The sequence below is a fragment of the Akkermansia muciniphila genome (assembly GCF_900184965.1).
GTDB lineage: Bacteria > Verrucomicrobiota > Verrucomicrobiia > Verrucomicrobiales > Akkermansiaceae > Akkermansia > Akkermansia muciniphila_A.
The window spans coordinates 67,498-88,389 of sequence record NZ_FXYA01000198.1 but is presented as its reverse complement, the minus strand read 5'-3'; the positions used below and the strand labels follow the sequence as shown (position 1 = coordinate 88,389).

General features: G+C 58.1%; 18 protein-coding genes. 8 read left to right on the top strand and 10 right to left on the bottom strand.

Annotated features, from left to right (window positions below; all coding sequences use genetic code 11):
- Positions 1 to 11: 11 nt before the first annotated feature.
- The 6 genes from CI070_RS06795 (at position 12) to CI070_RS06770 (ending at position 6,023) form a co-directional block, all read left to right on the top strand.
- Positions 12 to 731, top strand: a complete 720-nt coding sequence (locus CI070_RS06795) for a hypothetical protein (protein ID WP_094136011.1) — start codon at positions 12 to 14, stop codon at positions 729 to 731.
- A 75-nt stretch (positions 732 to 806) separates the two neighbouring features.
- A complete protein-coding gene (locus tag CI070_RS06790) occupies positions 807 to 1,715 on the top strand; it encodes a nucleotidyltransferase family protein (RefSeq protein ID WP_343125207.1) in 909 nt (302 codons plus the stop codon).
- 12 nt (positions 1,716 to 1,727) lie between these two features.
- Positions 1,728 to 2,822: a phosphotransferase enzyme family protein gene (locus CI070_RS06785; RefSeq protein ID WP_022197171.1), complete on the top strand. Its 1,095-nt coding sequence runs from the start codon at positions 1,728 to 1,730 to the stop codon at positions 2,820 to 2,822.
- A 26-nt stretch (positions 2,823 to 2,848) separates the two neighbouring features.
- On the top strand, positions 2,849 to 3,775 hold the full coding sequence (locus CI070_RS06780) for an NAD-dependent epimerase/dehydratase family protein (protein ID WP_022197172.1): 927 nt from the start codon (positions 2,849 to 2,851) through the stop codon (positions 3,773 to 3,775).
- A gap of 365 nt (positions 3,776 to 4,140) precedes the next feature.
- Positions 4,141 to 4,536, top strand: a complete 396-nt coding sequence (locus CI070_RS06775) for a hypothetical protein (RefSeq protein WP_094136009.1) — start codon at positions 4,141 to 4,143, stop codon at positions 4,534 to 4,536.
- Positions 4,537 to 4,643: 107 nt separating this feature from the next.
- Entirely contained in the window at positions 4,644 to 6,023 is a 1,380-nt protein-coding gene (locus CI070_RS06770; RefSeq protein ID WP_094136008.1) for a replication-associated recombination protein A, read from the top strand.
- A gap of 231 nt (positions 6,024 to 6,254) precedes the next feature.
- Here CI070_RS06770 and CI070_RS06765 read toward each other — a convergent pair whose 3' ends face one another.
- The 4 genes from CI070_RS06765 to CI070_RS06750 all read right to left on the bottom strand — a co-directional run bounded on the left by CI070_RS06765 (position 6,255) and on the right by CI070_RS06750 (position 11,347).
- Entirely contained in the window at positions 6,255 to 7,472 is a 1,218-nt protein-coding gene (locus CI070_RS06765; RefSeq protein WP_094136007.1) for a hypothetical protein, read from the bottom strand.
- Between the two features lie 16 nt (positions 7,473 to 7,488).
- Positions 7,489 to 9,717, bottom strand: coding sequence for a discoidin domain-containing protein (locus CI070_RS06760; RefSeq protein WP_179218348.1), 2,229 nt, complete (start codon positions 9,715 to 9,717; stop codon positions 7,489 to 7,491).
- A gap of 108 nt (positions 9,718 to 9,825) precedes the next feature.
- Positions 9,826 to 10,425: a manganese efflux pump MntP gene (locus CI070_RS06755; RefSeq protein WP_143245559.1), complete on the bottom strand. Its 600-nt coding sequence runs from the start codon at positions 10,423 to 10,425 to the stop codon at positions 9,826 to 9,828.
- Positions 10,426 to 10,636: 211 nt separating this feature from the next.
- A complete protein-coding gene (locus tag CI070_RS06750; RefSeq protein ID WP_179218347.1) occupies positions 10,637 to 11,347 on the bottom strand; it encodes a GDSL-type esterase/lipase family protein in 711 nt (236 codons plus the stop codon).
- A gap of 142 nt (positions 11,348 to 11,489) precedes the next feature.
- On the opposite strand from CI070_RS06750, the gene rpoN reads away from it, so the two are divergent.
- Together rpoN and CI070_RS06740 are read left to right on the top strand one after the other, a co-directional pair.
- On the top strand, positions 11,490 to 12,878 hold the full coding sequence (gene rpoN / locus CI070_RS06745) for an RNA polymerase factor sigma-54 (protein ID WP_094136003.1): 1,389 nt from the start codon (positions 11,490 to 11,492) through the stop codon (positions 12,876 to 12,878).
- A gap of 149 nt (positions 12,879 to 13,027) precedes the next feature.
- The gene (locus CI070_RS06740) at positions 13,028 to 14,182 is read left to right on the top strand and encodes an MFS transporter (protein ID WP_094136002.1); all 1,155 of its coding nucleotides are present in this window, start codon (positions 13,028 to 13,030) and stop codon (positions 14,180 to 14,182) included.
- Between the two features lie 18 nt (positions 14,183 to 14,200).
- Here CI070_RS06740 and CI070_RS06735 read toward each other — a convergent pair whose 3' ends face one another.
- The 6 genes from CI070_RS06735 to CI070_RS06705 form a co-directional block, all read right to left on the bottom strand.
- Positions 14,201 to 15,160: a hypothetical protein gene (locus tag CI070_RS06735; protein WP_094136001.1), complete on the bottom strand. Its 960-nt coding sequence runs from the start codon at positions 15,158 to 15,160 to the stop codon at positions 14,201 to 14,203.
- A 4-nt stretch (positions 15,161 to 15,164) separates the two neighbouring features.
- Positions 15,165 to 16,307 (bottom strand): metabolite traffic protein EboE, encoded by a 1,143-nt coding sequence (gene eboE, locus CI070_RS06730; protein WP_094136000.1) that lies wholly within the window; start codon positions 16,305 to 16,307, stop codon positions 15,165 to 15,167.
- A gap of 332 nt (positions 16,308 to 16,639) precedes the next feature.
- The gene (locus tag CI070_RS06725) at positions 16,640 to 18,085 is read right to left on the bottom strand and encodes a Gfo/Idh/MocA family protein (RefSeq protein ID WP_094135999.1); all 1,446 of its coding nucleotides are present in this window, start codon (positions 18,083 to 18,085) and stop codon (positions 16,640 to 16,642) included.
- 495 nt (positions 18,086 to 18,580) lie between these two features.
- On the bottom strand, positions 18,581 to 19,189 hold the full coding sequence (locus tag CI070_RS06715; RefSeq protein WP_094135997.1) for a hypothetical protein: 609 nt from the start codon (positions 19,187 to 19,189) through the stop codon (positions 18,581 to 18,583).
- A gap of 112 nt (positions 19,190 to 19,301) precedes the next feature.
- Complete coding sequence (locus CI070_RS06710; RefSeq protein ID WP_094135996.1) at positions 19,302 to 20,591, bottom strand: DEAD/DEAH box helicase; 1,290 nt, start codon at positions 20,589 to 20,591, stop codon at positions 19,302 to 19,304.
- A 50-nt stretch (positions 20,592 to 20,641) separates the two neighbouring features.
- Positions 20,642 to 20,830: a hypothetical protein gene (locus CI070_RS06705; protein WP_094135995.1), complete on the bottom strand. Its 189-nt coding sequence runs from the start codon at positions 20,828 to 20,830 to the stop codon at positions 20,642 to 20,644.
- Positions 20,831 to 20,892: the final 62 nt, after the last annotated feature.

Sequence of the window (20,892 nt, the reverse complement as noted above, 5' to 3'; positions counted from 1 at the left end):
AAACGGTTTTCATGAGGCTGTTTTTCATCATTCCGTGCTGTGCCGTGCAGGCCGTCCTGGGGTATGACGGGCCGCCGCCCCTGACGGAGGTGGACGGCCGTTCCCCCATCCGCATGGGCGGGGAGATGCTTGGCGGCTACCGTTCCTATTATGTCCACCGGGGAGAAAAGATGGGGGGGGATTCCTTGGAGGGCCAGATTTCCGGCGGAGCCTCCCTGTCGGATTCCTGGGCGGTGAGCGGGGAACTTTTCGCCATCCGCAACTGGCAGCGCCGCCATTTCAGCCAGACCACCTTGCACGGAGAAGTCCAGTATTATCTGGCGGACGAATGCACGGCCGGTTTTTTTGTCAACGGACAGCGGTATGATTCCTGCCCTCTGAAGAACGGGGCGGAGCCGGGATTTTCCCTTAAATGGAACCCCACTCCTTCCTGGTCTTTCCGCGGCTCCCTCCTGTATGATTCCGGCCAGGAGGGGGTGTATTCCCAGTGGGGCGTTACCTGGCAGCCCCTGCTGTGCGAATCCGTCGCCATGGTGAATACGGTTTCCCTGGGCTTTGTCCATGATTATCTGGGAAGGAACGGCCTGAAAGAGCTGATGGTGCGCACGGGGGCGCTGTGGGCCGTTTCCGGCGGTCTGCGGGTGGAGCCTTTCCTGGGATGGTATTGTGGCTACGGGCGGGACGATTTCAAAAAAGTAGTGCTGGGGCTTTGGTGCTCTTACGTTTTTTAACGGGCGGATTTCTCCGGCTTTCCGGCATTTTCCTGTTGCCAAACGGGGAGGCTTGGTCATAATGGTCTGCGTATGATGAAGCCTACACTTCTTGTTTTAGCAGCTGGCATGGGCAGCCGTTACGGCGGTCTCAAGCAACTTGATCCGATGGGCCCCAACGGGGAAGTCGTTCTTGACTACTCTGTTTATGATGCCATCCGGGCCGGTTTCGGAAAAGTGGTATTCATTATCCGCCGTGACTTTGAAGATATTTTCAAGGAAAAGGTCGGCAGCCGTTTTGCCGGCAAGATTGAGGTGGATTACGCTTTCCAGTCTCTGGACGACCTGCCGGAAGGCTTCTCCGTGCCGGCAGGCCGGGAAAAGCCCTGGGGCACCGCCCACGCCCTGCGTGCCGCCCGCCACGTGGTGAAGGAACCCTTTGCCGTAGTGAATGCGGATGACTTTTACGGTGCGGATGCTTTTGTGCAGGCCGCCAAGTTCCTGACCTCCACTACGGATGAACCCGGCAAGGCCCATTACGGCATGATCGGCTATCCGCTGAAGAACACCCTCTCCGACAACGGGGACGTGAACCGCGGCATTTGCTCCATCAAGGACGGCCTGCTGGACGGCGTGGAGGAATTCGTGAAAATCCAGGCTGACGAAGACGGCGTCGTGCGCGGCAACAACCTGAAGGGCGAACGCCTGCCGGTGGATCCCTCAGAACTGGTTTCCATGAATTTCTGGCTGTTCTCCCCCTCCTTCATTGAACTGACGGAGGATCATTTCATTGACTTCCTGAAAGAACACGGCCAGGAACCCAAGAGCGAATGCTTTATTCCCACCGTGGTGGACGCCCTGATTCATGCGGACCGGGCCGATTGCGCCGTTCTTCCCACTTCTTCCTCCTGGTTCGGCATGACCTATCCGGGGGATAAGCCCATGGTTGTGGAAGGCATCAACAAACTTATCCAGCAGGGCGTATACCCTGAAAAGCTCAACTAAGCCTTTTTTCCTATGCACGATCTCAAGGCTGTATCAACCCTGTTCGATCTCCGCGGCGATTTTGTCCACGGTTACTCCTACGGCAGCGGCCACATCAACGACACCTACTGCATCTGGGTGGATCAGGCGGGACAGCGTATCCGTTACATCCTCCAGCGCGTGAACCATAATGTGTTCAAGCAGCCCATCCCCCTGATGGAGAATGTAAAGCGCGTAACGGACCACGCTCTGAAGCGCCTGAAAGAGGAACAGTGCCCGGAAGCTTACCGCCGCACTCTCACGCTGGTTCCCTCCGTGGACGGCAAGCCGTACGCCCTGGATTCGGACGGCAACTGCTGGCGCGTGTACCCGTTCATTGAACGCGCACGCACGTATGACCAGATTGAAACTACCAAGCAGTGCCAGGAAGCGGCGCGCGCCTTCGGCGAGTTCCAGAAGCTCACGGCAGACCTGCCCGGAGAGCCCCTGTTCGAAACCATTCCCAATTTCCACAATACTACTTCCCGCCTGGCGGCTCTGAAAGAAGCCATCCAGTCCGACCCCCTGGGGCGCGTGAAAGAGGTGCAGAAGGAAATAGACTGGTATCTTTCCCGCGAGGCGGACTGCCACATGGTGGTGGATTACCTGAAATCCGGGGAATTGCCCCTGCGCTGTACGCACAATGATACCAAGCTGAACAATGTGATGCTGGACGATGTCACCGGAGAAGGCATTTGCGTGATTGACCTGGATACCACGATGCCCGGTTCCGCCATTTACGACTTCGGCGACATGATCCGGACGGCCACGTCTCCCGCCGCGGAAGATGAAAAGGACGTCTCCAAGGTCACGATGCGCATGTTCATGTTTGAAGCTCTGGTGCAGGGTTACCTGAGTTCCGCCAAGAGTTTCCTGACGCCTCTGGAAAAGAGCCTGCTGCCGTTCTCCGGCAAATTGCTCACGATGGAATGCGGCATCCGCTTCCTGACGGACTACCTGTCCGGTGACGTGTATTTTAAAATCCACCGTCCGGAACACAACCTGGACCGTTGCCGTACGCAGATGGCCCTGGTGGAATCCATTGAGGCGCAGATGGATGAAATGAAGGCCATTGTGGACCGCTATTAATCAATATTTACCAACATCGGAAGAACATGAAGATTCTCGTAACCGGCGGCGCCGGATTCATCGGTTCCCATATTGTGGAACACTATCAGGATAAGGCGGAAGAAATCCGTGTGCTGGACAACCTGCGCACGGGCTATCTCAAAAACCTGGAAGGGCTCAGGCACACATTCATCGAAGGTTCCATCTGCGACCGGGAGCTGGTGCGCCAGGCGGTGCAGGGGGTGGACTATATTTTCCATATGGCCGCGCTCGTCTCCGTGCCGGAATCCATGAGCAAGATCGGCGAATGCATCGACATCAACGTCAACGGTTTGCTGAACGTGCTGGAGGAAGCTTCCGCCGCCGGAGTCAAAAAAATCGTGCTGGCGTCTTCCGCCGCCATTTATGGAGATAATCCTACGGTGCCCAAACTGGAAACCATGTACCCGGAACCCAAGAGCCCCTATGCCATTACCAAGCTGGACGGGGAATACTACCTCAACATGTTCCGGGCGGAAGGAAAAATCAATACGGCGGCCGTGCGCTTCTTCAATGTCTTCGGCCCCCGGCAGGACCCCAAGGGCGCCTATGCCGCGGCCGTGCCCATTTTCATTGAAAAAGCTGTCAAGGGGGAAGACATCACCGTGTATGGGGACGGCTCCCAGACGCGCGATTTCATCTATGTGAAAGACATTGTAGGAGCCCTGACCTTTGTGGCGGAACACCCGGAAGTCACTGGCGTGTTCAATGCCGGTTACGGCGGCCAGATCACCATTGAAGAGCTGGCGCAGAACATCATCAAGGCTGCGGGATCTTCCTCCAAGGTGCTTCATGCGCCGGAACGTCCGGGAGACGTCAAGCATTCCCGCGCCTGTGCGGACAAGCTCCGCAATGCCGGATGGCAGCCCAGGCATACTTTGCCGGAAGGCCTGGCGACGACGCTGGAATACTTCAAGGGAATTCTGGGCAGGTAGCCTTCCGTAATTTCCGGTTTTATATTACTCCGGACTGTCTCCGCTCCTGTGGCGGAGGCAGTCTTTTTTATGGGAAATTGGGGATGTGTATGACAAATTGGACGGGTGTTGAAATTTGGACCATGCAAAAAGACTTTTCCCATCATGGGAAAAGAAGAAGAGCGGGGGGGAGGAAGAATGAAAAAATGATTTATGGTCAAAAGTTTTTCATGAATTTTCACAGTCCTTTGGTTTGACAATAAGGTAATTGGCTGAAGCCGATGTCCCGTATTTGTTAGAGGAAAAAATTTTCTGCGGGAAAAAGCCGGACTGGCATTGAATATCATTGACGGGAGAAAGGCGCGATAATAGAGACTTCGGGCGATATGCGTTTCTTCAGAGATTCTTCCGCCAAGCAATGGCCTGCGTTTAAAGATCCCTGTTTCGAATTGGCCTTGGCCCGCCGGAAGGAGGAAGCCCGCTGGGGATGGATACCTTTTGCCGTATTCGTCTTCTTTTTGTTTGTGTACCGCTTCTTTGGCCTTGTCATGCCGAGCAATAATGCGGACGGCTCGCAGTCATGGCTCTTTTTGCTGGTGCTGGCAGGCTGGGGGCTTCTGGCTCTCGTCCACATGGTTGTGATTCCCATCTGGATGCTGATCGCCTCCCTTCATTACTGGGAGGTGAACCGCAGGGGATTGGCTGTGGCGGGGCTGCTGTTCAGTATTTTGGCCCCTGTCAGCATGGTTTTCATGCTGTCCTTCTGGTCCAGGTTGGGATAAAGGCGCCTTTCTTTCCTGAGGGGGGAAACGGTGTCTCTTCCGCCAAACTTTCAGGATTCCGGGGATTGGCCTTTTCTCCAGCCTTTCAACCGGGTAAAGTGTTTCCGATGGATTTGTTCAGTTTACAGGAAGCGGAAGCGCGGGAAGGTTTTGAGCCCGGAGCGGATACTTCCGCCATGCCGCTGGCCGCGCGCATGCGTCCGCGCGCCCTGGATGAAGTGGCCGGGCAGAGGCATCTGCTGGCTTCGGGCAAGCTGTTGAGACGGGCCATTGAGACGGACCGGTTCACGTCCCTGATTTTCTACGGGCCTCCCGGTTGCGGGAAGACTACTCTGGCCGCCGTCATCGCCCGGACGACGAATGCCCATTTCATGATGCTCAACGGCGTGGAATCCAATGTAGCGGACATCCGGGAAAAAATAGCCCAGGCCCAGATGAGGATGAGCATGCACGGGCGGAAAACCGTCCTCTTCGTGGATGAACTGCACCGGTTCAACAAGGCCCAGCAGGATGTTTTGCTACCCCATCTGGAAAAGGGAACGGTCAGGTTCATTGGAGCGACCACGGAAAACCCCTATTTTGCGATTAACTCCCCCCTGCTGTCCCGCTCCCAGGTCTTTCCGCTGGAACCGGTGCCGGAGGAGGAATTGGCCGCCCTGCTGAAGCGCGCCCTGGCGGATGAGGTGCGCGGGCTGGGCGCATTCCGCGTGGATATGGAGGAGGATGCCCTGAACCATCTGGCCGCCAAGGCGGACGGAGACGCCAGGAAGGCGCTCACGGCTTTGGAAGTGGCTGTCCTGTCCACTCCCGCGGGGGAAGACGGCGTCATTCATGTGGACATCTCCGTCGCGGAGGAATCCATCCAGCGCAAGGCCATCAGGTACGACCGCCTGGGGGATTCCCATTACGATACGATTTCCGCTTTCATCAAATCCATGCGCGGCTCTGACCCGGACGCCGCCCTGTATTGGCTGGGGATGATGCTGGAAGCCGGGGAGGATATCCGCTTTATCGGAAGAAGGCTGGTCATCGCCGCGTCGGAGGATGTAGGGCTGGCGGACTCCAACGCCCTGCGCGTGGCTCTGGATGCGGCGCGCGCCGCGGAAATGGTCGGCATGCCGGAAGCCCGCATCCCGCTGGCGCATGCTGCGGTTTACCTGGCGACGGCTCCCAAGAGCAATTCCGCCTACATGGGCATCAACGCCGCCATGGATGACGTGCGCAATGGGAAAACGCTGGCCGTGCCGGAGCACCTCCGGACGCCCACGCGCAAGAAGCTGGCCGCTGCCGGAGGCGCGGATGCCGCCAGGCTGGAATACCTGTATTCCCACGACTATCCGGAACATTACGTTCCCCAGGCCTACCTCCCGGAAGGCCGCGTGTATTACACTCCCACCGGAAACGGACTGGAACTGCGGATCAGGGAGCGCATGGAGTACCGACGCCAACTGGCGGAGAACGCGAGGGAAGACGGGAAGAAGGGGTAATCCTCCCTTGAAGACGCGGGAATGAGAAGAATGTTTCTCTTATTGCTCCCTTGAAGCTGCCGGGAATGTTGTTCGGCCTGGGCCGGCAAAGGGCAGGGAGAGTGGGGCGGCTTCCGCTTGAGCGCCGGTTGGGAATGCTTCCCTCTCCGGAAAAAAGGCAGGAAATCCCCTGGGAATATCCTGCCTCTGTGAAGGTTGTGATATGGCGGCGTGTTTGTTTGCCGGCAAGAATCAGGATTCCTTGGTCACGATGATGTCGCAGTCCGCATCAAACCATCCGTGTCCCTGGCAGTCGAAAACCAGGTCCGGCTTTTCCGAACCGGAGAGGCGCAGGGTGAATTCGCGCCCGTTTTTGTCCTGACGGTCCTTGGGCAGTTCGCTGACTACGCGGTTGCCCTTCATGAAGCGGGGATTGCGGATATTGCAGCCTCCGTTGTTCATCTTGAAGGTGATCTTGTAGTTTCCGGGGCCGTCGAGCATGCTGCTGACGTTAACGCGGGTAGGCGTCAGTTCCGGACGCAGGTCGTAGCCCGTGAAGTGAGGACTTTTCAGGGTGACGGGTTCCGTCAGGTAGCGGTAGTAGTTCTGGGCGCCTATTCCCATGAGGGTTTTAGGGGATATCCTGGCGATGTCCGTCAGGGTCTTCAGCGCCTGGTCCTTTTTCCCCTCATGGCGGTAGAGCCAGAACCTGGCCGCCATGACCTGTTGTTTTTGAAGGGGCGTCAGGCCGGGGATTTTGAGCTGTTTGTTTACATAGGCATGGGCGATTTTGTAATCCTTTGGCCCGCCGTCTTTGGCGGAATCATTCACCATTCTCTGCACTTTTTCAATGTAGGGCAGATGATTGAAGGTGGATTTGAAGTGCACGCCCTTGGTATCTTCCGGGTCCGCCTTCTTGATTTTTTCCAGAATATCCTTTCTGGATGAGGCCGCATAAGGAGGAAGCTGCTGAAGCCCTTCTCCGTAAAGAAGGGCCGCGGCCGTTCCGGATGAAGCGGCGGCTTTTTCCCACAGGGCATTGGCTTTGTTTTGCTGTTTTACGGCTTCCATCGCCTGCTTCATGACGGCTGGCAATGTTTCCCTGGAGACGCCTTCCGACAGGAATACCATGTTTCCGGTGGGGGAGACCACCTGAATGGCGGGGATGTTCCAGATTTCCCCGGGGGGCTTGGGCAGTTTCTGCTCTTCTTCCGTCATTTCCTCACGTTCGTCCTGGATGCACCAGAGCACGGGTTCCGGGGAGTTCTTGGCCAGGTGTTCCACTGCGCGGGTGATTTCACGTGACTTGGGGGACCAGTCCGTGCCGGCCCACACGACGATCATGTATTTATTGACGGTTTTCGCCTCGTCTTTCACGGCGCTGTAGGCGGGGAGGGCCGCCTGGACGGGGGCGGACAGGAGGAGAGCTGCGGCCAGCAGGCCGGAAACGGTATGGATATGATGAAGCATGGCGTTAATGGAGAATTTATTTTTCGTAAACGAGGATATGGCGCAGATGCATGAATTCCGGCTGTGCGTTTTTGGCTTCCACCTTGATCCACTTGGCTCTGGCGCTTTCCGGGGCGGTGATCACCCATTCCTTGGGCATGTTTTCCGTGGCGGACAGGGGGAACCAGGTGGCTCCGTCCGTGGAGGTGGAAACCTCCATCTTCTTCATCCGGTCTTCATTGCCGTTGCGCTTGGTGATTACCAGCCCGGCCAGGTTTACGCCGTTTTTCAGTTCTACAATGACGTTCGGACTGGCTTCCTTGTCCGTATGCTGGGCGCCCCCGCAGGGACGCAGCAGGTTGATATGATCCCAGGGAGTGTCCCACCGGCTTGTGGTGGAGCACCGGACCATGCCGTCTGCGGGCACCAGTTTCCAGCCCTGCGGAACGGCCGCCTTGACCGTATTGCTCGCCATATTGGCGCCGGAGAAAGTGGCCGCCGCTTTGCTCAAGGCCTGGAAGGCCGGAATGGAGCGGGCCGTTTCCGTGGCGTAGATGGCTGTGCCGTAGGCTTCCTTCAGCTTTTTGGGGTCGGGGGCTTTTCCGGAGGTTCCGGTTTTTTCCGTTTGCTGGGCTACCTTGGCGAATGCGTTGGAGAAGACGTCCGCCTGGCCGTTTTCCACGAAGTTTTTCACTCCCCATTCCAACGCCTGGCCAAAATTGGTGCCGTCTCCCGTTTTCAGGTGGGTGGAGAGGACTGTTTCCAGATAGGCCGCTTTTTCCTGCGGATTGACCAGGAAGGCGGATTGGGCGTCCAGCACGGGCTGGAATTTCACTGCCCAGGATGTGGGGGTGGTGGCGATGGCTTCATGCAGGTCCCGGAACCAGGCAATCCGGTCTTCCGCCGGAATATCCATCAGGAATTTATTCTGCACGTCCTTGAGGATGTCGAATGCGGCAAAGCCGTTGCCCTGATAGTGGGAAAGGGCATCCTTGGCGTAAACGTACCAGTCGATAGGCTGCATGCCTTTCTTTTCCATCAGCAGGCGTTGGAGTTCCGTGCGGAAGAACGGGTGCAGAGGGGTTTGCCTGAGCGCTTCCTCCCATGCCTGGATGGCCTTGTCCTTATTGCCGGAAGCTTCGTCCAGCCGGGCCTGGGCGGCCCACAGGTAGGCCTGGTCCGCCTTGTCGTTGTCAGCAAAGACGTTTTCCATCAGCAGGTAGGAAGTTGGGGCCTGGGAGCCGAAGATATGGTTGTGCATGCCTCCGTCCGGTCCTCCGAAGCCGCCTTTCCATTCCCCCCGCTTCACGCGCACGGCGTACGCGCAGTGGCCGGGCTGCCCTACCGGATAGGCCGGGATGCCGTGGGCTTGGGCCGCCATGGTGCCGAAGTAGGAGAGGCCGCCGCAGACGCCGCCGATGATCTGAGTGTTTTCCGCAGTTGTGTGAAGATCCCTCCACGGCACGTAGAAAAGCGGTCCCTGAATGGTATCGCCAAAGAAATTATGGCCCGTATAAGGGGCGGCCCAGCAGGCGGCCGTGTACCGCCGCCAGGGGAGGTTGACGTGTTCATTGCTCCATTCGTAGGATTTATCGTCCCAGGGACTTCCCACGACGAAGCGCATTTCCCATGGGCGCAGCTTGATGAATCCCGGATGCAGCTTGTTTTCCTGATGCAGTTTCTTGAAAATCCGGTAGCGGCGCACCGGATTGCTGTTGGCGGAGTTGGTTTTGAGCCTTCCCGCCATGGGGCCGGTGGAAAAGACAGAGGCCAGCCCGGTGGCCAGGGACTGGTAATTCCGGAAATCCGGGCTCTTGCCGTCCGCTTTCCAGATGTCGGAAAGAATTTGAAGACCTTCCGGTGAATTTTCCGGAATCAGGCCCGCTCCAAGGTAAAGCTCTATCCATGCCGGATCCTGTAAAAAGGTTTTGATGAAAGCGGCATCCTGTGCGCTTTTGGAGAACACGGCTTTCACCTTGTCCGGTCCCGTGACGCGCAGGAGTTCGTGAATGTCCAGCAAATGGCGGTACTGCCTGTTCTGGAGCAGTTTTTGTCCGGATTTCGTCTGTTCTCCTGCCTTCAGGAGGGTGGAACGCAGTTCCGTCTGCAGACCGTCAAAGTCTCCGGAGGCAATTTTTTGTGCCAGGGGCGCCGGCAGACGGCTGGCGGAGGCCGGCGTTTCCGTTTCAGGTTCCGTCAGGCCCTGCGCCGCGCAGACGGGCGCCGCGAGCAGGGAGGTGCAGAGAAAAAGGTGTGAAATATTCATGTGGAAAGGATTACTTGATAATAGCAGAAAGAGCGGGGAGAGAGCCAGTGCGTTTTTCTGCTTATTACGGTGCCGGAGGAGCGTTTTTATCATCCTTCGTGGTACATTTCAGCACAAATGGTCGCAGAGCATTTTGACGCCCAGGCCGATGAGGATGAGCCCGGCGCCCGCTTCCAGATGAAAGGTCGGGAAGCGGTGCAGCCGTCCGGTCAGAAAAAAGCCAGCCGCCGTACACAGGAACGTGGTGAGGCCGATTGCGGCGGCGGGGAGAAGCACCGCATGAAGGGTGGGGCCGGTTCCGCACTGGGCGGATGAAAGGTAAATGCTGACGCCCGCCACCAGCGCGTCGATGCTGGTGGCGATTCCCACGGCCATAAGGGTAGGAAGCGTCAGGCTGGCGACGTGGGGCATATCCTCTTCTCCATTGCGGTGATTCCATCCTTCGCGGAGGACGTTAACTCCAAGGAACGTGAACACGGCGAAGCCCAGCCAGTGATCCCAGGCCGCAATATACCGGTGCACGGAGCCTGTAAGCAAAAAGCCCAGCACGGGCATCAGGAATTGGCCGGCCCCGGTGGACAGGGAGAGCCTGATTCCGTTGCTCAAACGCTTTTGCTTAATGAGCAAACCGTAGGAGAACGCCACGACGAAAGCGTCCACGGAGAGGGCAAAAGCCAGGAATATCAAGTCGGCAAGCGGCATGCTCATTGCGGAGAGGCACTCTAGGGCATCCCCGGCAAAAAGCAATTTTTATGTTCCTTGCGTTTCTTCCGGGTTCCGGATGCGTCACAGGCGGTGGAGGCTTGATTCCATCTTTCAGCCGGGGAGGCATGTCTCCTGCATGCATGTTTCCGGACCGCACGCATGACTGATGGAAAGACGTCTTCCGGCAGCCATGCGTTGAGGATGGGAAAGAAAGCTATTTGCAGTATTTTTTGATATAGGGCAGCACGGCGTCCGCCCAGATGGCGTAGCCTTTTTCCGTAAAGTGCAGATTGTCCCTGCTGATGCCGGGGAGCAGTTTTCCGGCGGAATCCAGGAAACGCCTGTTGATGTTGGCGTACGTGGTGCGGGGCAGCTTGCACTGGGCCAGAACGGCGTTGATGCGGTCGTTATGCTGGCGCAGCTTGTCCTGCGGTCCTGTGCCGCGCGGGAAGATGCCCAGCAGAAGGACGTGGGTGTCCGGGAACCTGACCAGCAGGTGTTCAACGGCGCCCAGAATGCCCATGGCCGTTTGTTCCGGCGCTTCCCCTCCTTTGAAATGACCGGTATTATTGGTGCCGATCATGACGATGCAGAGTTTGGGATCCGTCTGGGCCGGGATGCCGGAGTCCGTGATGCGGTAAATCAGATTGGTGGTTTGGTCCCCGGAAATGCCGAAATTGCAGGGATGATAGGGGGCGAACGCCTTTTCCCATATTGGTTTTCCTTCCCTTTTCCAGTAGTCCGTAATGGAATCTCCCAGGAAAAGGACGCCGCAGGGGTTGTTCTTTATTTGTTCCACCTGCTGTTCATATTGCTTTCTCCACCATTGGGGCTGTTCCCGCGGCAGCGGAACCAGAGGGGACGGCGCAGCCGTGGAGAGAAGAGAGGCCAGCAGGGAGAAAGCAAGTATATGTAAAATCTTCATGGGCATTTATTGTACGGGAGCTTTCCAAAAACGCCACATGAAAGTGATGGCCTTTTTTTCGCTGTTGCGGTGTGCGGGCAGCTTTTGCGGCAGGGTGTTCCCCCTTGCCAGATTCCGGGGGGTGGTGTAGCTTGTGGGCCGTATGAGTGAGGTATCCCTGCAGCATGGAATGACGCGTCAGATGGCCGTCTCCCAGTCCATGCAGACGGGAATGCAGATTCTCCAGGCCTCCGCTTTGGAATTGAGGCAGATTGTCCGCCAGGCGCTGGAAACCAATCCCATGCTTGAGGAATTGCCGGACGCTTCCCCGGAAGCTCTGGAGGACGGAGATGACAGGAATGAACGGGAAGACGGGTGGAATGAGTTTACGGCGGAAGGCCGCCTTTCTGAGGACGCGGCCGCACGCCGTGATTTCATGTATGAATCCGTAGTGGCTCCGGAATCCCTGAAAACCCATTTGATGGACCAGGCGCAGCATTCCGCATTGACGGGGCGCGCCCGGGACGCCCTGTTCCTGCTGATTGACGTTCTGGACGAACGCGGATTTCTGACGGAGTCTCCGCAGGAGCTGGAAGAGCTGGGGTGTTTCAGCATGCGGGACATGGGGGAAGCTTTGGCTGCGCTGAGGGAAATGGACCCGCCCGGAGTGGGGGCTGCGGATTTAAGGGATTCCCTGCTGATTCAGCTTGAACAGCGCGGTTTGAAGCGTTCGCTCGCTTTCCGCCTGGTCAAGCGCTGCTGGCGGGAACTGGCGGCGCACAAATATGAGGAAGCCGCGAACCTGCTGGACGTGGAACCGGGTGCCGTGGCGGAAGCCCTGGAGGTGATTAGAAGTCTGACTCCTGATCCGGGGGGGGCCTACGCCCCCGGCGGCAACCCTCATCTGCTGCCTGACGTCATTGTGGAGGAAAACCCTTCCGGCGTGCTGGAGGTTGCCCTCACTTCCGAGTATCTTCCGCGCCTGTCCATGAATGAACGGTATATGGAGCTGATGTCGGAGGGTTCCGGAAGCCGGGAGCTGAGGCAGTATCTCCGCAGGGCGTTCCGGGAGGGCCAGGAGCTGTTGCGGGCTTTGGATATGAGGCAGGAGACCGTTTTGCGCCTGGCCCGCGTCATCGTGCGGAGGCAGGAGGATTTTTTCAGGTCCGGTCCCTCCCGCCTGAAGGCCATGGGCATGGAAGAGGTGGCGGAGGAGATGGGCGTTCACGTTTCCACGGTTTCCCGGGCGTGCCGGGACAAGTACCTGTTGTGCAGGTGGGGGATGAAAGAACTGAGGTCCTTTTTCAGTGCGGGAGTTCCTTCTGAAAGCGGCGTTTCTCTGGATGGGGCGGCCTCCGGAACCATGGCTTCCGGCGCCGTCCAGGAGATGATGCGGCGGCTGATTGCGGAGGAAGATTCTTCCAAACCCCTCAGTGACGCCGGGCTGGCGGCTGCGCTGCGGGAAAAAGGGGTGAACATCGCCCGCAGGACGGTGGCCAAATACCGGGAGCAGATGAAGATACTGCCCGCTTCCCTGCGCCGGGGAATATGACAGTTTCCTATCTTTTTGAATTGTTTGTTAATAATTCACATTCAATAAAATGTGTCTTTTGTTCTTGAGGCGCTTTTCTTGTTTTTCTTTCCGGCGGAAGAGGCGGTTGACTGGTGCGGCTTTGGTGCTATAGTCCCCGCTTTATCGTGATGCGTACATTTACCTGGCCTATTGCCCTGCTGCTGGCGGGGCTTTTTTTCCAGACAGTGGCGTTTGCCGTGTTGAATACGGTTGTTCCCCTGTGGATGGAGCAAGTTGATGCCGCCACCTGGGAGGCGGGGCTGGTGGGGGCTTTCTTTTTTCTCGGGAACCTGGCCGGCACGCTGCTGGCTGGCGGCGTGATCCGAAGGGCCGGATTCAAAGGAAGTTACCAATATGCATGCCTTTTGTGCGCGGTGTCCACCGTTCTGCTGCCTGTGTTTCCCGGCGTGCCGGCCTGGAGCGGCCTCAGGCTGCTGGCGGGGATCAGCTGCGCCCTGGTCTGGGTGGTGGTGGAGAGCGCCCTGCTGAGGGCCGGAACGCTGCAAACCCGCGGCATTCTTCTGGCTTCCTACATGGTGGTTTATTATCTGGGTACGGTGCTGGGGCAGCTGCTTCTGGGCTGGTTCCCCAGCGATATGTCTCTGATTGCAACGGAAGTGTGCATTTTATCAGTAGCGGGCATGGTTCCGCTGATGTTTGCGCGTCTGGAATCGGGCAATGGGGAGATTTCATCTTCCTCCCATGTGGAGATCCGGACACTGCTGAGGCGCCGCAGCGTCTTTCTGGGCATTGTGGGATGTGTGATTTCCGGTGTGGTATTGGGTACTATTTATTGCCTGATGCCCCTGTTTTTGAAGCGCCAGGGCATGAGCCACTCTTCCGTGGGATACTGGATGGCCCTGCTGATTGCCGCTGCCATTCTGGGGCAGTGGCCCATGGGGAGGCTGGCGGACAGGTACGGCCGCGCTTTCGTCATGAAATGCCAGTCCCTGCTGGTGGCGGCGGCCTGTGCCGGGCTGATGCTGAAGGGAGGGCTGATGGCTCCCTCCCTGATTGCTCTGGGGCTGGCCGGATTTTCCCTGTACCCTGTTGCCATGGCCTGGGGATGCGAGGAAGCCTCCCGGGATGAACTGGTGACCATGAACCAGCTTCTGCTGTTGAGTTATTCCGTCGGCACACTGGCCGGCCCGTCCCTGACTTCGTTCCTGATGCAGAGGTATTCCGACAATTGGATGCCTATGGTTATTGCGCTGGTGGCTCTTTCCTTCATGCCCGTGCTGGTGCTGGGCGGGGGCCACGGAAGGAGAAAGCTGTCCCGGTAACGGGGAGGGAGGGAAACGTCAGGATGTTTTCCCGTCCTGATCGGCGTTTTTTGCCGGTTCGGGCGCGTCGTTGTCCGCTACCTGGTGGATCATGTCCGTCAGCGCCTGCACATACTCTTCCGTGCGGGCATCCGTGACGGGATACCTGCACCGGCAGGAGACCGTGGGAATGCCCAGGACCGCGTAATGGCGGTCATTGCCTGTGAGGGCGGAAGGTTCCCGGTAAAAGGTTGTGGGCGCCTGATCCCAGGATTTGGCGAAGGGGGCGGTGCACTGGCCTGCGAATTTCCTGCCGTGCGGGGTGGTCACGAACAGAACGGCTTCCCGGGAGGATTCCGGGGCCGGCTGTTTTCGTTCCCCTCCGGCATCCGGCTTCTGGGGTTCCAGATTGATCATTCCCAGGATGTTGGCTGCCCCGATGCTGCCGCTCAGGGCGCCGGCATGCACGCAGGCGCCGGAAGGAATGGATTTCCCCGTGGGTTCCGCTCCATTCGCGTACGCGACAAAATAGATATTGTGATTGGTGGGGATGTCCTTCAGGCCTCGCGCCGTCTCCAGCAGCAGGGCTGTTCCGCTGCCGTTGTTGCGCCGTCCGCTGGAATCGTAATTGGCCCCCACGACGATGCTCTGGTTGCTGGAATACAGGCCGGGCTTGTAGACCAGGATGTTGTAAATGGCCTCTCCTTTTTCCGCGTTTCCTCCGGATACCGGCTGCATGGTGACGGCGTACCCCATGTCCGAGAAGTTCCCGGCGATGTATTTGGCGGCGGCTTCCATGGATTTGGGCTGGCCGGCGTCTCTGACCCCGATGTCTTTTTGCAGGACTTCCGTGTGTTTTTCCATGCGCGCGCCCAGGGTCCGCGGCGTTTCCGGTCCCCCGGAGGAAACCGTGGAAAGCAGCGTGCAGGAGAAAAGACCGGTGGACAACAGCAGGAATCCGGAGGACAGGACGGCGTAGGGATGCATGCGGGGCGTCATGGCGTTACAGGGTTTCAATGTAATGCAGTTCACGGGCAATCTGGGCTGCCAGGAGCATCTTCATGTGGTCCGGCAGGACGCTCCAGGTATAGGTCTCCACCTCCAGGTGCGGCTGCGGGCCTTGGCGGTCCCGGAGGAAATGGCGCGTTTTCAGGATGAATTCTTCCGTGCCTTTCAAGGGTGGTTCCGGAGAAGCGTACAGGGGAATGTGGTAATGGATACGCCATTGGGAATCCCGCGTTTCCTCCGCATAGTCCCGTCCATAGGCCAGAGCATTGGGCAGGTCCGGGAAAAGCATGGTGCGGTTCTGGTTGCGGATGCTGGTCTGATGGAAATAAACGCCTTCGTCAAACTGGCGCAGGCGTTCCAGGTCTTCTTCACCGCGTACGCGGCATTCCAGGGCGTTGGAGTATTGAACCTTGCAGAGGGCGATGTTGTTCTCCTCCCAGGCGGAAAGAGTGGCTTCCGGCTCTTCCCGGAGAATGGCGAAATGGCAGGTATCGTATGTCAGCCCCAGGTGGCGTTCGATCAGTTCGGGACGGCGGGAATAGTTGCGAAGGCCGTTGAAGAAACGGATGGCTCCTTCCGTATCGTGAAAATGCCCGAATGGCTCCGGCTCCAGCCCCAGCTGCATCAGGCGGCCGGTCTGCCTGCCCAGCATATCCAGGAATCCGCTCATGGCGTCCAGCCGGGAAAAGAGGCGTTCTTCATCCGCATGAAACCAGCTGTGTGAGGCGGGGAGCGTGCTGACGGTCAGCCTGTCAGCCTGTTCGTCTCCAATGAGCGCCAGAATGCGGAACAGGTTGCAGGTGTATTCAAAACGTTCCGGCGTAGTCCAGTCCGGCTGGAAAACGCGCTCTTTTACGCGCTGCCCGTGAAAATTACCGTAAGGGAAACCGTTGAGGGTTTCCACGCGCGCGCCCTGGTCATCCAGCCATGATTTCAGGGCTTCCACGGCGTGCGGCGTTTCCAGAAGTTCCGCCGCCGCCCTGGCGGACAGGCGCAGACCGATGCCCAGCGGGAGATTCTTCAAAGGGGAGTCCATTGCCGCGAGTTCCTGCCTGATGCGGGGAACGCAGGTGAAAAGGGCTTCCCTGGTTTCCGCCCAGGATTCGGCGGGATGAATATTGGTGCAGTAGGAAAGCATGGAGGCGTGTGCGATGTAAAGGAAACGGCATTCCCCTATGGGAGAGGGACAGGGCGGAAAACATGCCCCGTTAAACGTTTTTCAATCCTGTATACGTTCCGGGAGAGGAAAAAAATTTCATGGAATTCCGCTTTTTGGCGCCATACGGAGCCTTTCCGGACAAGTGGGGCGCTTGCAGCGTTTTTCAACTTCTGGAATTGGATGTCATTGACGCAATAAAAAACAGGCCGCTTGCAAGCTGGGCCTGTTTTTTTGCAAAGAGGGCATTTGCCCCGGCCTGGAAGCGCGCCGTGGAGGCGGAAAAGCTCCGGGCCGGGGAAGGTCACCGGCTGTTACTGGACAATGCCCAGCGGAGCGGTCGTTTTCCAGTCTCCGCGGGTGAAGTCCGGGAACACCTGGGGCATGCCGCCCTGGGCCACGGAGTATTCGGAAAGCTCGGAGACGGAGGACCAGAAGGCTCCTTCATAAACGTTCTGGTCCATCGGTTCGCCGTTGCGGAGGCATTCGATGATGCGGAAGAGCATCACGAAGTCCATGCCGCCGTGGCCGCCCATCTTCAGGGCCAGCGGACCGACGCGCTTCCAGAGCGGGTGTTCGTATTTTTCAAAAATGGGGGCCAGCTTTTCTTTGCCCTCAATCCATTCGTGATAATTTCCATTGCCCAGCTTTTCGCCGGCTACGCGGGTCGGGAAGCCGGCCAGGGTGCCCAGGGTTCCCTGGATGAGATTCAGGCGGGAGTAGGGGCGCGGGCTGGTTTCATCCCATTCCACCAGGACGGTGCGGCCCATGGTGGTCTTGATGATGGAGGTATTCATATCGCCGCAGGCAAAGTCCAGCTTGTTCCACTTGTGGTCCGCCGGGAAATTCTTCCTGGCGTACGCGGGACGGCCCAGGGCCGGGCTGGAGAAGGACACGAGACGGCCGAAGCAGTCGTCCTTGCGGGCCAGATTCATGTACTGGGCGATGGGGCCGAGGCCGTGCGTGGGATACACGTTTCCGTTGCGCTTGGCGTAGTGGTAGGTTCTCCAGGAACCGGTGCCGCGTTCCACCTGCTTCATCTGGTTGCGCAGTTCATGGATGTAGGCGGCTTCTCCGTACAACAGATCGCCGATGACGCCCTGGCGCACCATGTTCAGGTACAGGAGTTCTTCACGTCCGTAATTGACGTTTTCCATCATCATGCAGTGCTTCCTGGTTTCTTCGGAAGTATCCACGATTTCCCAGAGTTCCTTGATGGAGACGGCCATAGGCACTTCCACAAAGGCGTGGGCGCCCATCTTCATCACGTCGCAGGTAACGCGGCAGTGCCATTCCCAGCTGGGGCAGACGATGACGGCGTCCGGCTTGACTTCCTTCATCATGCGCTTGTAGTCTTCCGGTCCTTTCGTGAAAATGGGGGGGCGCTTGCCCGTCTTCTTTTCCACGACGTCCGCGTTGCGCTTGGCCCAGTCTTCATACAGGTCGCAAATGCCGACGATTTCCGCGCCTTCTATAACGGCCATCTGGCCCACGTGCATGGAGCCGCGCTCACCCACGCCGACAAAGGCTACGCGCACCTTGTCCAGCTTGGGTGCCCTGAAGCCGCCCATGTAGATGGCGCCGGGCTTGCGCGGCGGCCAGGTGGTCATGGGGCCGATGTTATTCGGGTCCGGAATGGTGATTTTCTTGGGAGCCAGGGGGGCGACTTCCTGGGCGTTGGCAAAGGGACCGGCAGCCAGGGCGCCAGTAGCCAGGCCCAGAGTCTGAAGAAAACGACGGCGTGATGATGAATGATCCATGAATGGTAATTATATGAAAGATTTGAATTCTCAGTTTACCACAGGTACTGCGGCTTGAGAATCTTTCTTTCACGGATGGTGAAAAAAATGCATTCCGCTGTCAAAAAGGAGCGTTCCTGATTCCGGGAGGGAATCAGGAGGGAAGGCCGCCGCCTTCTGAAAATCCCGGACATGGAAAAAGCCCCGTCCCTGCCGCAGAGCAGGAAGGACGGGGCTTGTAAGGGCATTATCCGGTTGTGCCGATGTTGCATGCCGTTGCTTGGGAATAAAGCAGGGGAGCGGGCGTATCGCCGCTCCGCGTTCCGAAGGATCGGCCCTGCATCGGAGGACATCCGGAGGGTGTTGCTTGTTGCCGCCGACGCTGGCTGCCGTTTCCGTTCCCGGAGAAGGGGAAGATCATTCCGTTTCCTGCGGCTTCTATCCAGGGGGCCCTTGGCTGGGGCCCGCATGCCGTGGAATCGGAATCATCTTCCCGATCATCCGTAGATGGTCCGGTTATGGCGCCATGCCGGCGGCGGGAAGTTGTGGAGCCGCAAGCCTGGCATAGGCCTCATTCAGAGCCTTGCCCAGCCTGGGGCGGAAAGCGGTGGTGGCGGGCAGCCGGGAGCCTTCCATGCCGCAGGAGCGGAGGATGTCCGGGATGGACGGGGCCAGCGCACGCTTCATGATGTTCATGCAGTCTTCCAGGTCCACTCCGTATTTTTCCTCCATCAGGTTTTCAATGCGGTCCGCCATTTTCCTCATCCTTTCGATCTGCTTTTTGGACAGAACCGGCTGGATGATCGCGTTCGGGTCGGGAACGTAGTCGGTCAGCATCTCAATGGCCCGTTTCAGGTCTTCCGGCAATTCCGTTACATTGCCGCTGTTGAGGACCTGGACCAGAACCTGATAACTGCCGGTGGCGTTTTCGTCATCATCATGAATGCCCGAGGCCAGCGCCACGCCTGCGATGCTCTGCACGTAGCTGGCTACTTCCGGGGAATAGTTTCCTTCCACGAAGGTGGAGGGAACGTCATCCGCGTAAGCCTGCATGGCGGCCTGGCAGGCGAGGGAACCGACGGTGCCCGCGCACAGTGTCTTGATGATGAACGAGATTATTTTCATGATTGAAACTCCGGTTGAAGCTTCCCGACTGGAACGGTCCGGCGAACCGTTTGCAGCAAGTGAGACCGGGCAGGCTCCGATTCCGTTCAAAAGTTTTTTTGAATGATTAAAATCATGCCTCCGAACGGCTGCCGTGCCTTCCGGCGGAGTTGCGTCTTCCGTATCCTTTCCGCGGCCCCCTGCGGAATGAGGAACGTTTTTCCTGCATAGAGTTGCTCCTTTTCCTGCACGCGCCCGGAACCGTACGCAATTCATCAGGAACGGAAGCGCTGGAAGCGTGCACGGGAATGAGGCGTCCCAGCAGCTTGTGCACATCCCTGGCTTTTCTGATTTCTTCCGGGGAACAGAGGGCGATGGCTTGCCCGGCGGCTCCGGCGCGCGCCGTGCGGCCGATGCGGTGCACATAGACCTCCGGTTCTTCCGGCAGGTCATAGTTAATGACGAGCTGCACGTCTTTCACGTCAATGCCGCGGGCGGCGATGTCCGTGGCGACGAGGACGGGCGTTTCCCCGGAGCGGAATTCACGGAGCATGCGTTCGCGCGTGCCCTGGCTTTTATCTCCGTGAATGGCGGAAGCCGGATAATCCTTTCCGGACAGGAAGGAGGCCAGGCGGTCGGCTCCGTGCCTGGTCCGGGTAAAGATAAGCGTGCGGCCAGGCAACTCCTGCTGTTTCAGCAGTTTCAGGGTAAGGGGCCTTTTTTCCGCCTGGGAGCCGACCATGCAAAGGAACTGTTCCACCTTGTCCGCCGTGGAGGAGGGAGGGGAGACCCTCACCGTTTCCGGTTCCTGAAGCAGGGTCTGGGCCAGTTGCCGGATATTTTCCGGCATTGTGGCGGAAAACATTTGCGTGTGGCGTTTTTCCGGGATTCTGGAGACGATTTTTTTCAGGGCCGGAGCGAATCCCATATCCAGCATATGGTCCGCCTCATCCAGAATCAGGGTTTCTACGCTGTCCAGACTGACAGTCCGGCGTTCCAGATGGTCAATCAGTCTGCCGGGCGTAGCTACGAGAATATCCAGACCGTCCGCCAGCTTTTTGAACTGGGGAGCATACCCCACGCCTCCGAAAATGACGGCGGTGGACAGGTGCAGCCCTCTGGCGTAGGCGAGGATGTTTTCATGAATTTGCGCGGCCAGTTCCCGGGTGGGACTCAGAATAAGCGCCCTCACCCGGCGGCCCGGCGGTTTTTCGGGACGTTCTGAAAGATGTTGAATAAGGGGCAGGGCGAACGCGGCCGTTTTGCCGGTTCCGGTTTGCGCCAGCCCCAGCAGGTCCTTGTTCCGCAGCAGCAGCGGGATGCTGGCGGCCTGGATGGGAGTGGGGGTCTTGTACTCCAGGTTCTCCAGTTGGCGGAGAATGGGAGCCGACAAGCCAAGCTCCCTGAATGTAGTCGATACCATGTCTGTGGGTGTGTCTGTGAATGCGCCCCGGCTGCAATGAACTGACGGAATCACGACAATAACGGAACCAAAAAGCCCGCAGAAGCGATACTGAAAAGGTCAAGACGGGGACGCCCGTATTCCGCCAACCGCAAATGACTATCAACAATCAACAACCAAACACCATTCGGCGGGAACGGATTCATCAGAACACGACGAAGAGCATCTGTCAAGAAAAATAAAAACGCCTGCTCTGTCATGGCTCCATATTCCGGTACCGGCTGGTTCCTGGAAGCTCCTTTTCCCCTCCGCTTTGGAAACA

Coding starts and splice junctions, on each gene's coding strand:
- CI070_RS06795 (WP_094136011.1), top strand. CDS start 12: ATGAGGCTGTTTTTCATCATTCCGTGCTGTGCCGTGCAGGCCGTCCTG.
- CI070_RS06790 (WP_343125207.1), top strand. CDS start 807: ATGAAGCCTACACTTCTTGTTTTAGCAGCTGGCATGGGCAGCCGTTAC.
- CI070_RS06785 (WP_022197171.1), top strand. CDS start 1,728: ATGCACGATCTCAAGGCTGTATCAACCCTGTTCGATCTCCGCGGCGAT.
- CI070_RS06780 (WP_022197172.1), top strand. CDS start 2,849: ATGAAGATTCTCGTAACCGGCGGCGCCGGATTCATCGGTTCCCATATT.
- CI070_RS06775 (WP_094136009.1), top strand. CDS start 4,141: ATGCGTTTCTTCAGAGATTCTTCCGCCAAGCAATGGCCTGCGTTTAAA.
- CI070_RS06770 (WP_094136008.1), top strand. CDS start 4,644: ATGGATTTGTTCAGTTTACAGGAAGCGGAAGCGCGGGAAGGTTTTGAG.
- CI070_RS06765 (WP_094136007.1), bottom strand. CDS start 7,472: ATGCTTCATCATATCCATACCGTTTCCGGCCTGCTGGCCGCAGCTCTC.
- CI070_RS06760 (WP_179218348.1), bottom strand. CDS start 9,717: ATGAATATTTCACACCTTTTTCTCTGCACCTCCCTGCTCGCGGCGCCC.
- CI070_RS06755 (WP_143245559.1), bottom strand. CDS start 10,425: ATGAGCATGCCGCTTGCCGACTTGATATTCCTGGCTTTTGCCCTCTCC.
- CI070_RS06750 (WP_179218347.1), bottom strand. CDS start 11,347: ATGAAGATTTTACATATACTTGCTTTCTCCCTGCTGGCCTCTCTTCTC.
- rpoN (WP_094136003.1), top strand. CDS start 11,490: ATGAGTGAGGTATCCCTGCAGCATGGAATGACGCGTCAGATGGCCGTC.
- CI070_RS06740 (WP_094136002.1), top strand. CDS start 13,028: ATGCGTACATTTACCTGGCCTATTGCCCTGCTGCTGGCGGGGCTTTTT.
- CI070_RS06735 (WP_094136001.1), bottom strand. CDS start 15,160: ATGACGCCCCGCATGCATCCCTACGCCGTCCTGTCCTCCGGATTCCTG.
- eboE (WP_094136000.1), bottom strand. CDS start 16,307: ATGCTTTCCTACTGCACCAATATTCATCCCGCCGAATCCTGGGCGGAA.
- CI070_RS06725 (WP_094135999.1), bottom strand. CDS start 18,085: ATGGATCATTCATCATCACGCCGTCGTTTTCTTCAGACTCTGGGCCTG.
- CI070_RS06715 (WP_094135997.1), bottom strand. CDS start 19,189: ATGAAAATAATCTCGTTCATCATCAAGACACTGTGCGCGGGCACCGTC.
- CI070_RS06710 (WP_094135996.1), bottom strand. CDS start 20,591: ATGGTATCGACTACATTCAGGGAGCTTGGCTTGTCGGCTCCCATTCTC.
- CI070_RS06705 (WP_094135995.1), bottom strand. CDS start 20,830: ATGACAGAGCAGGCGTTTTTATTTTTCTTGACAGATGCTCTTCGTCGT.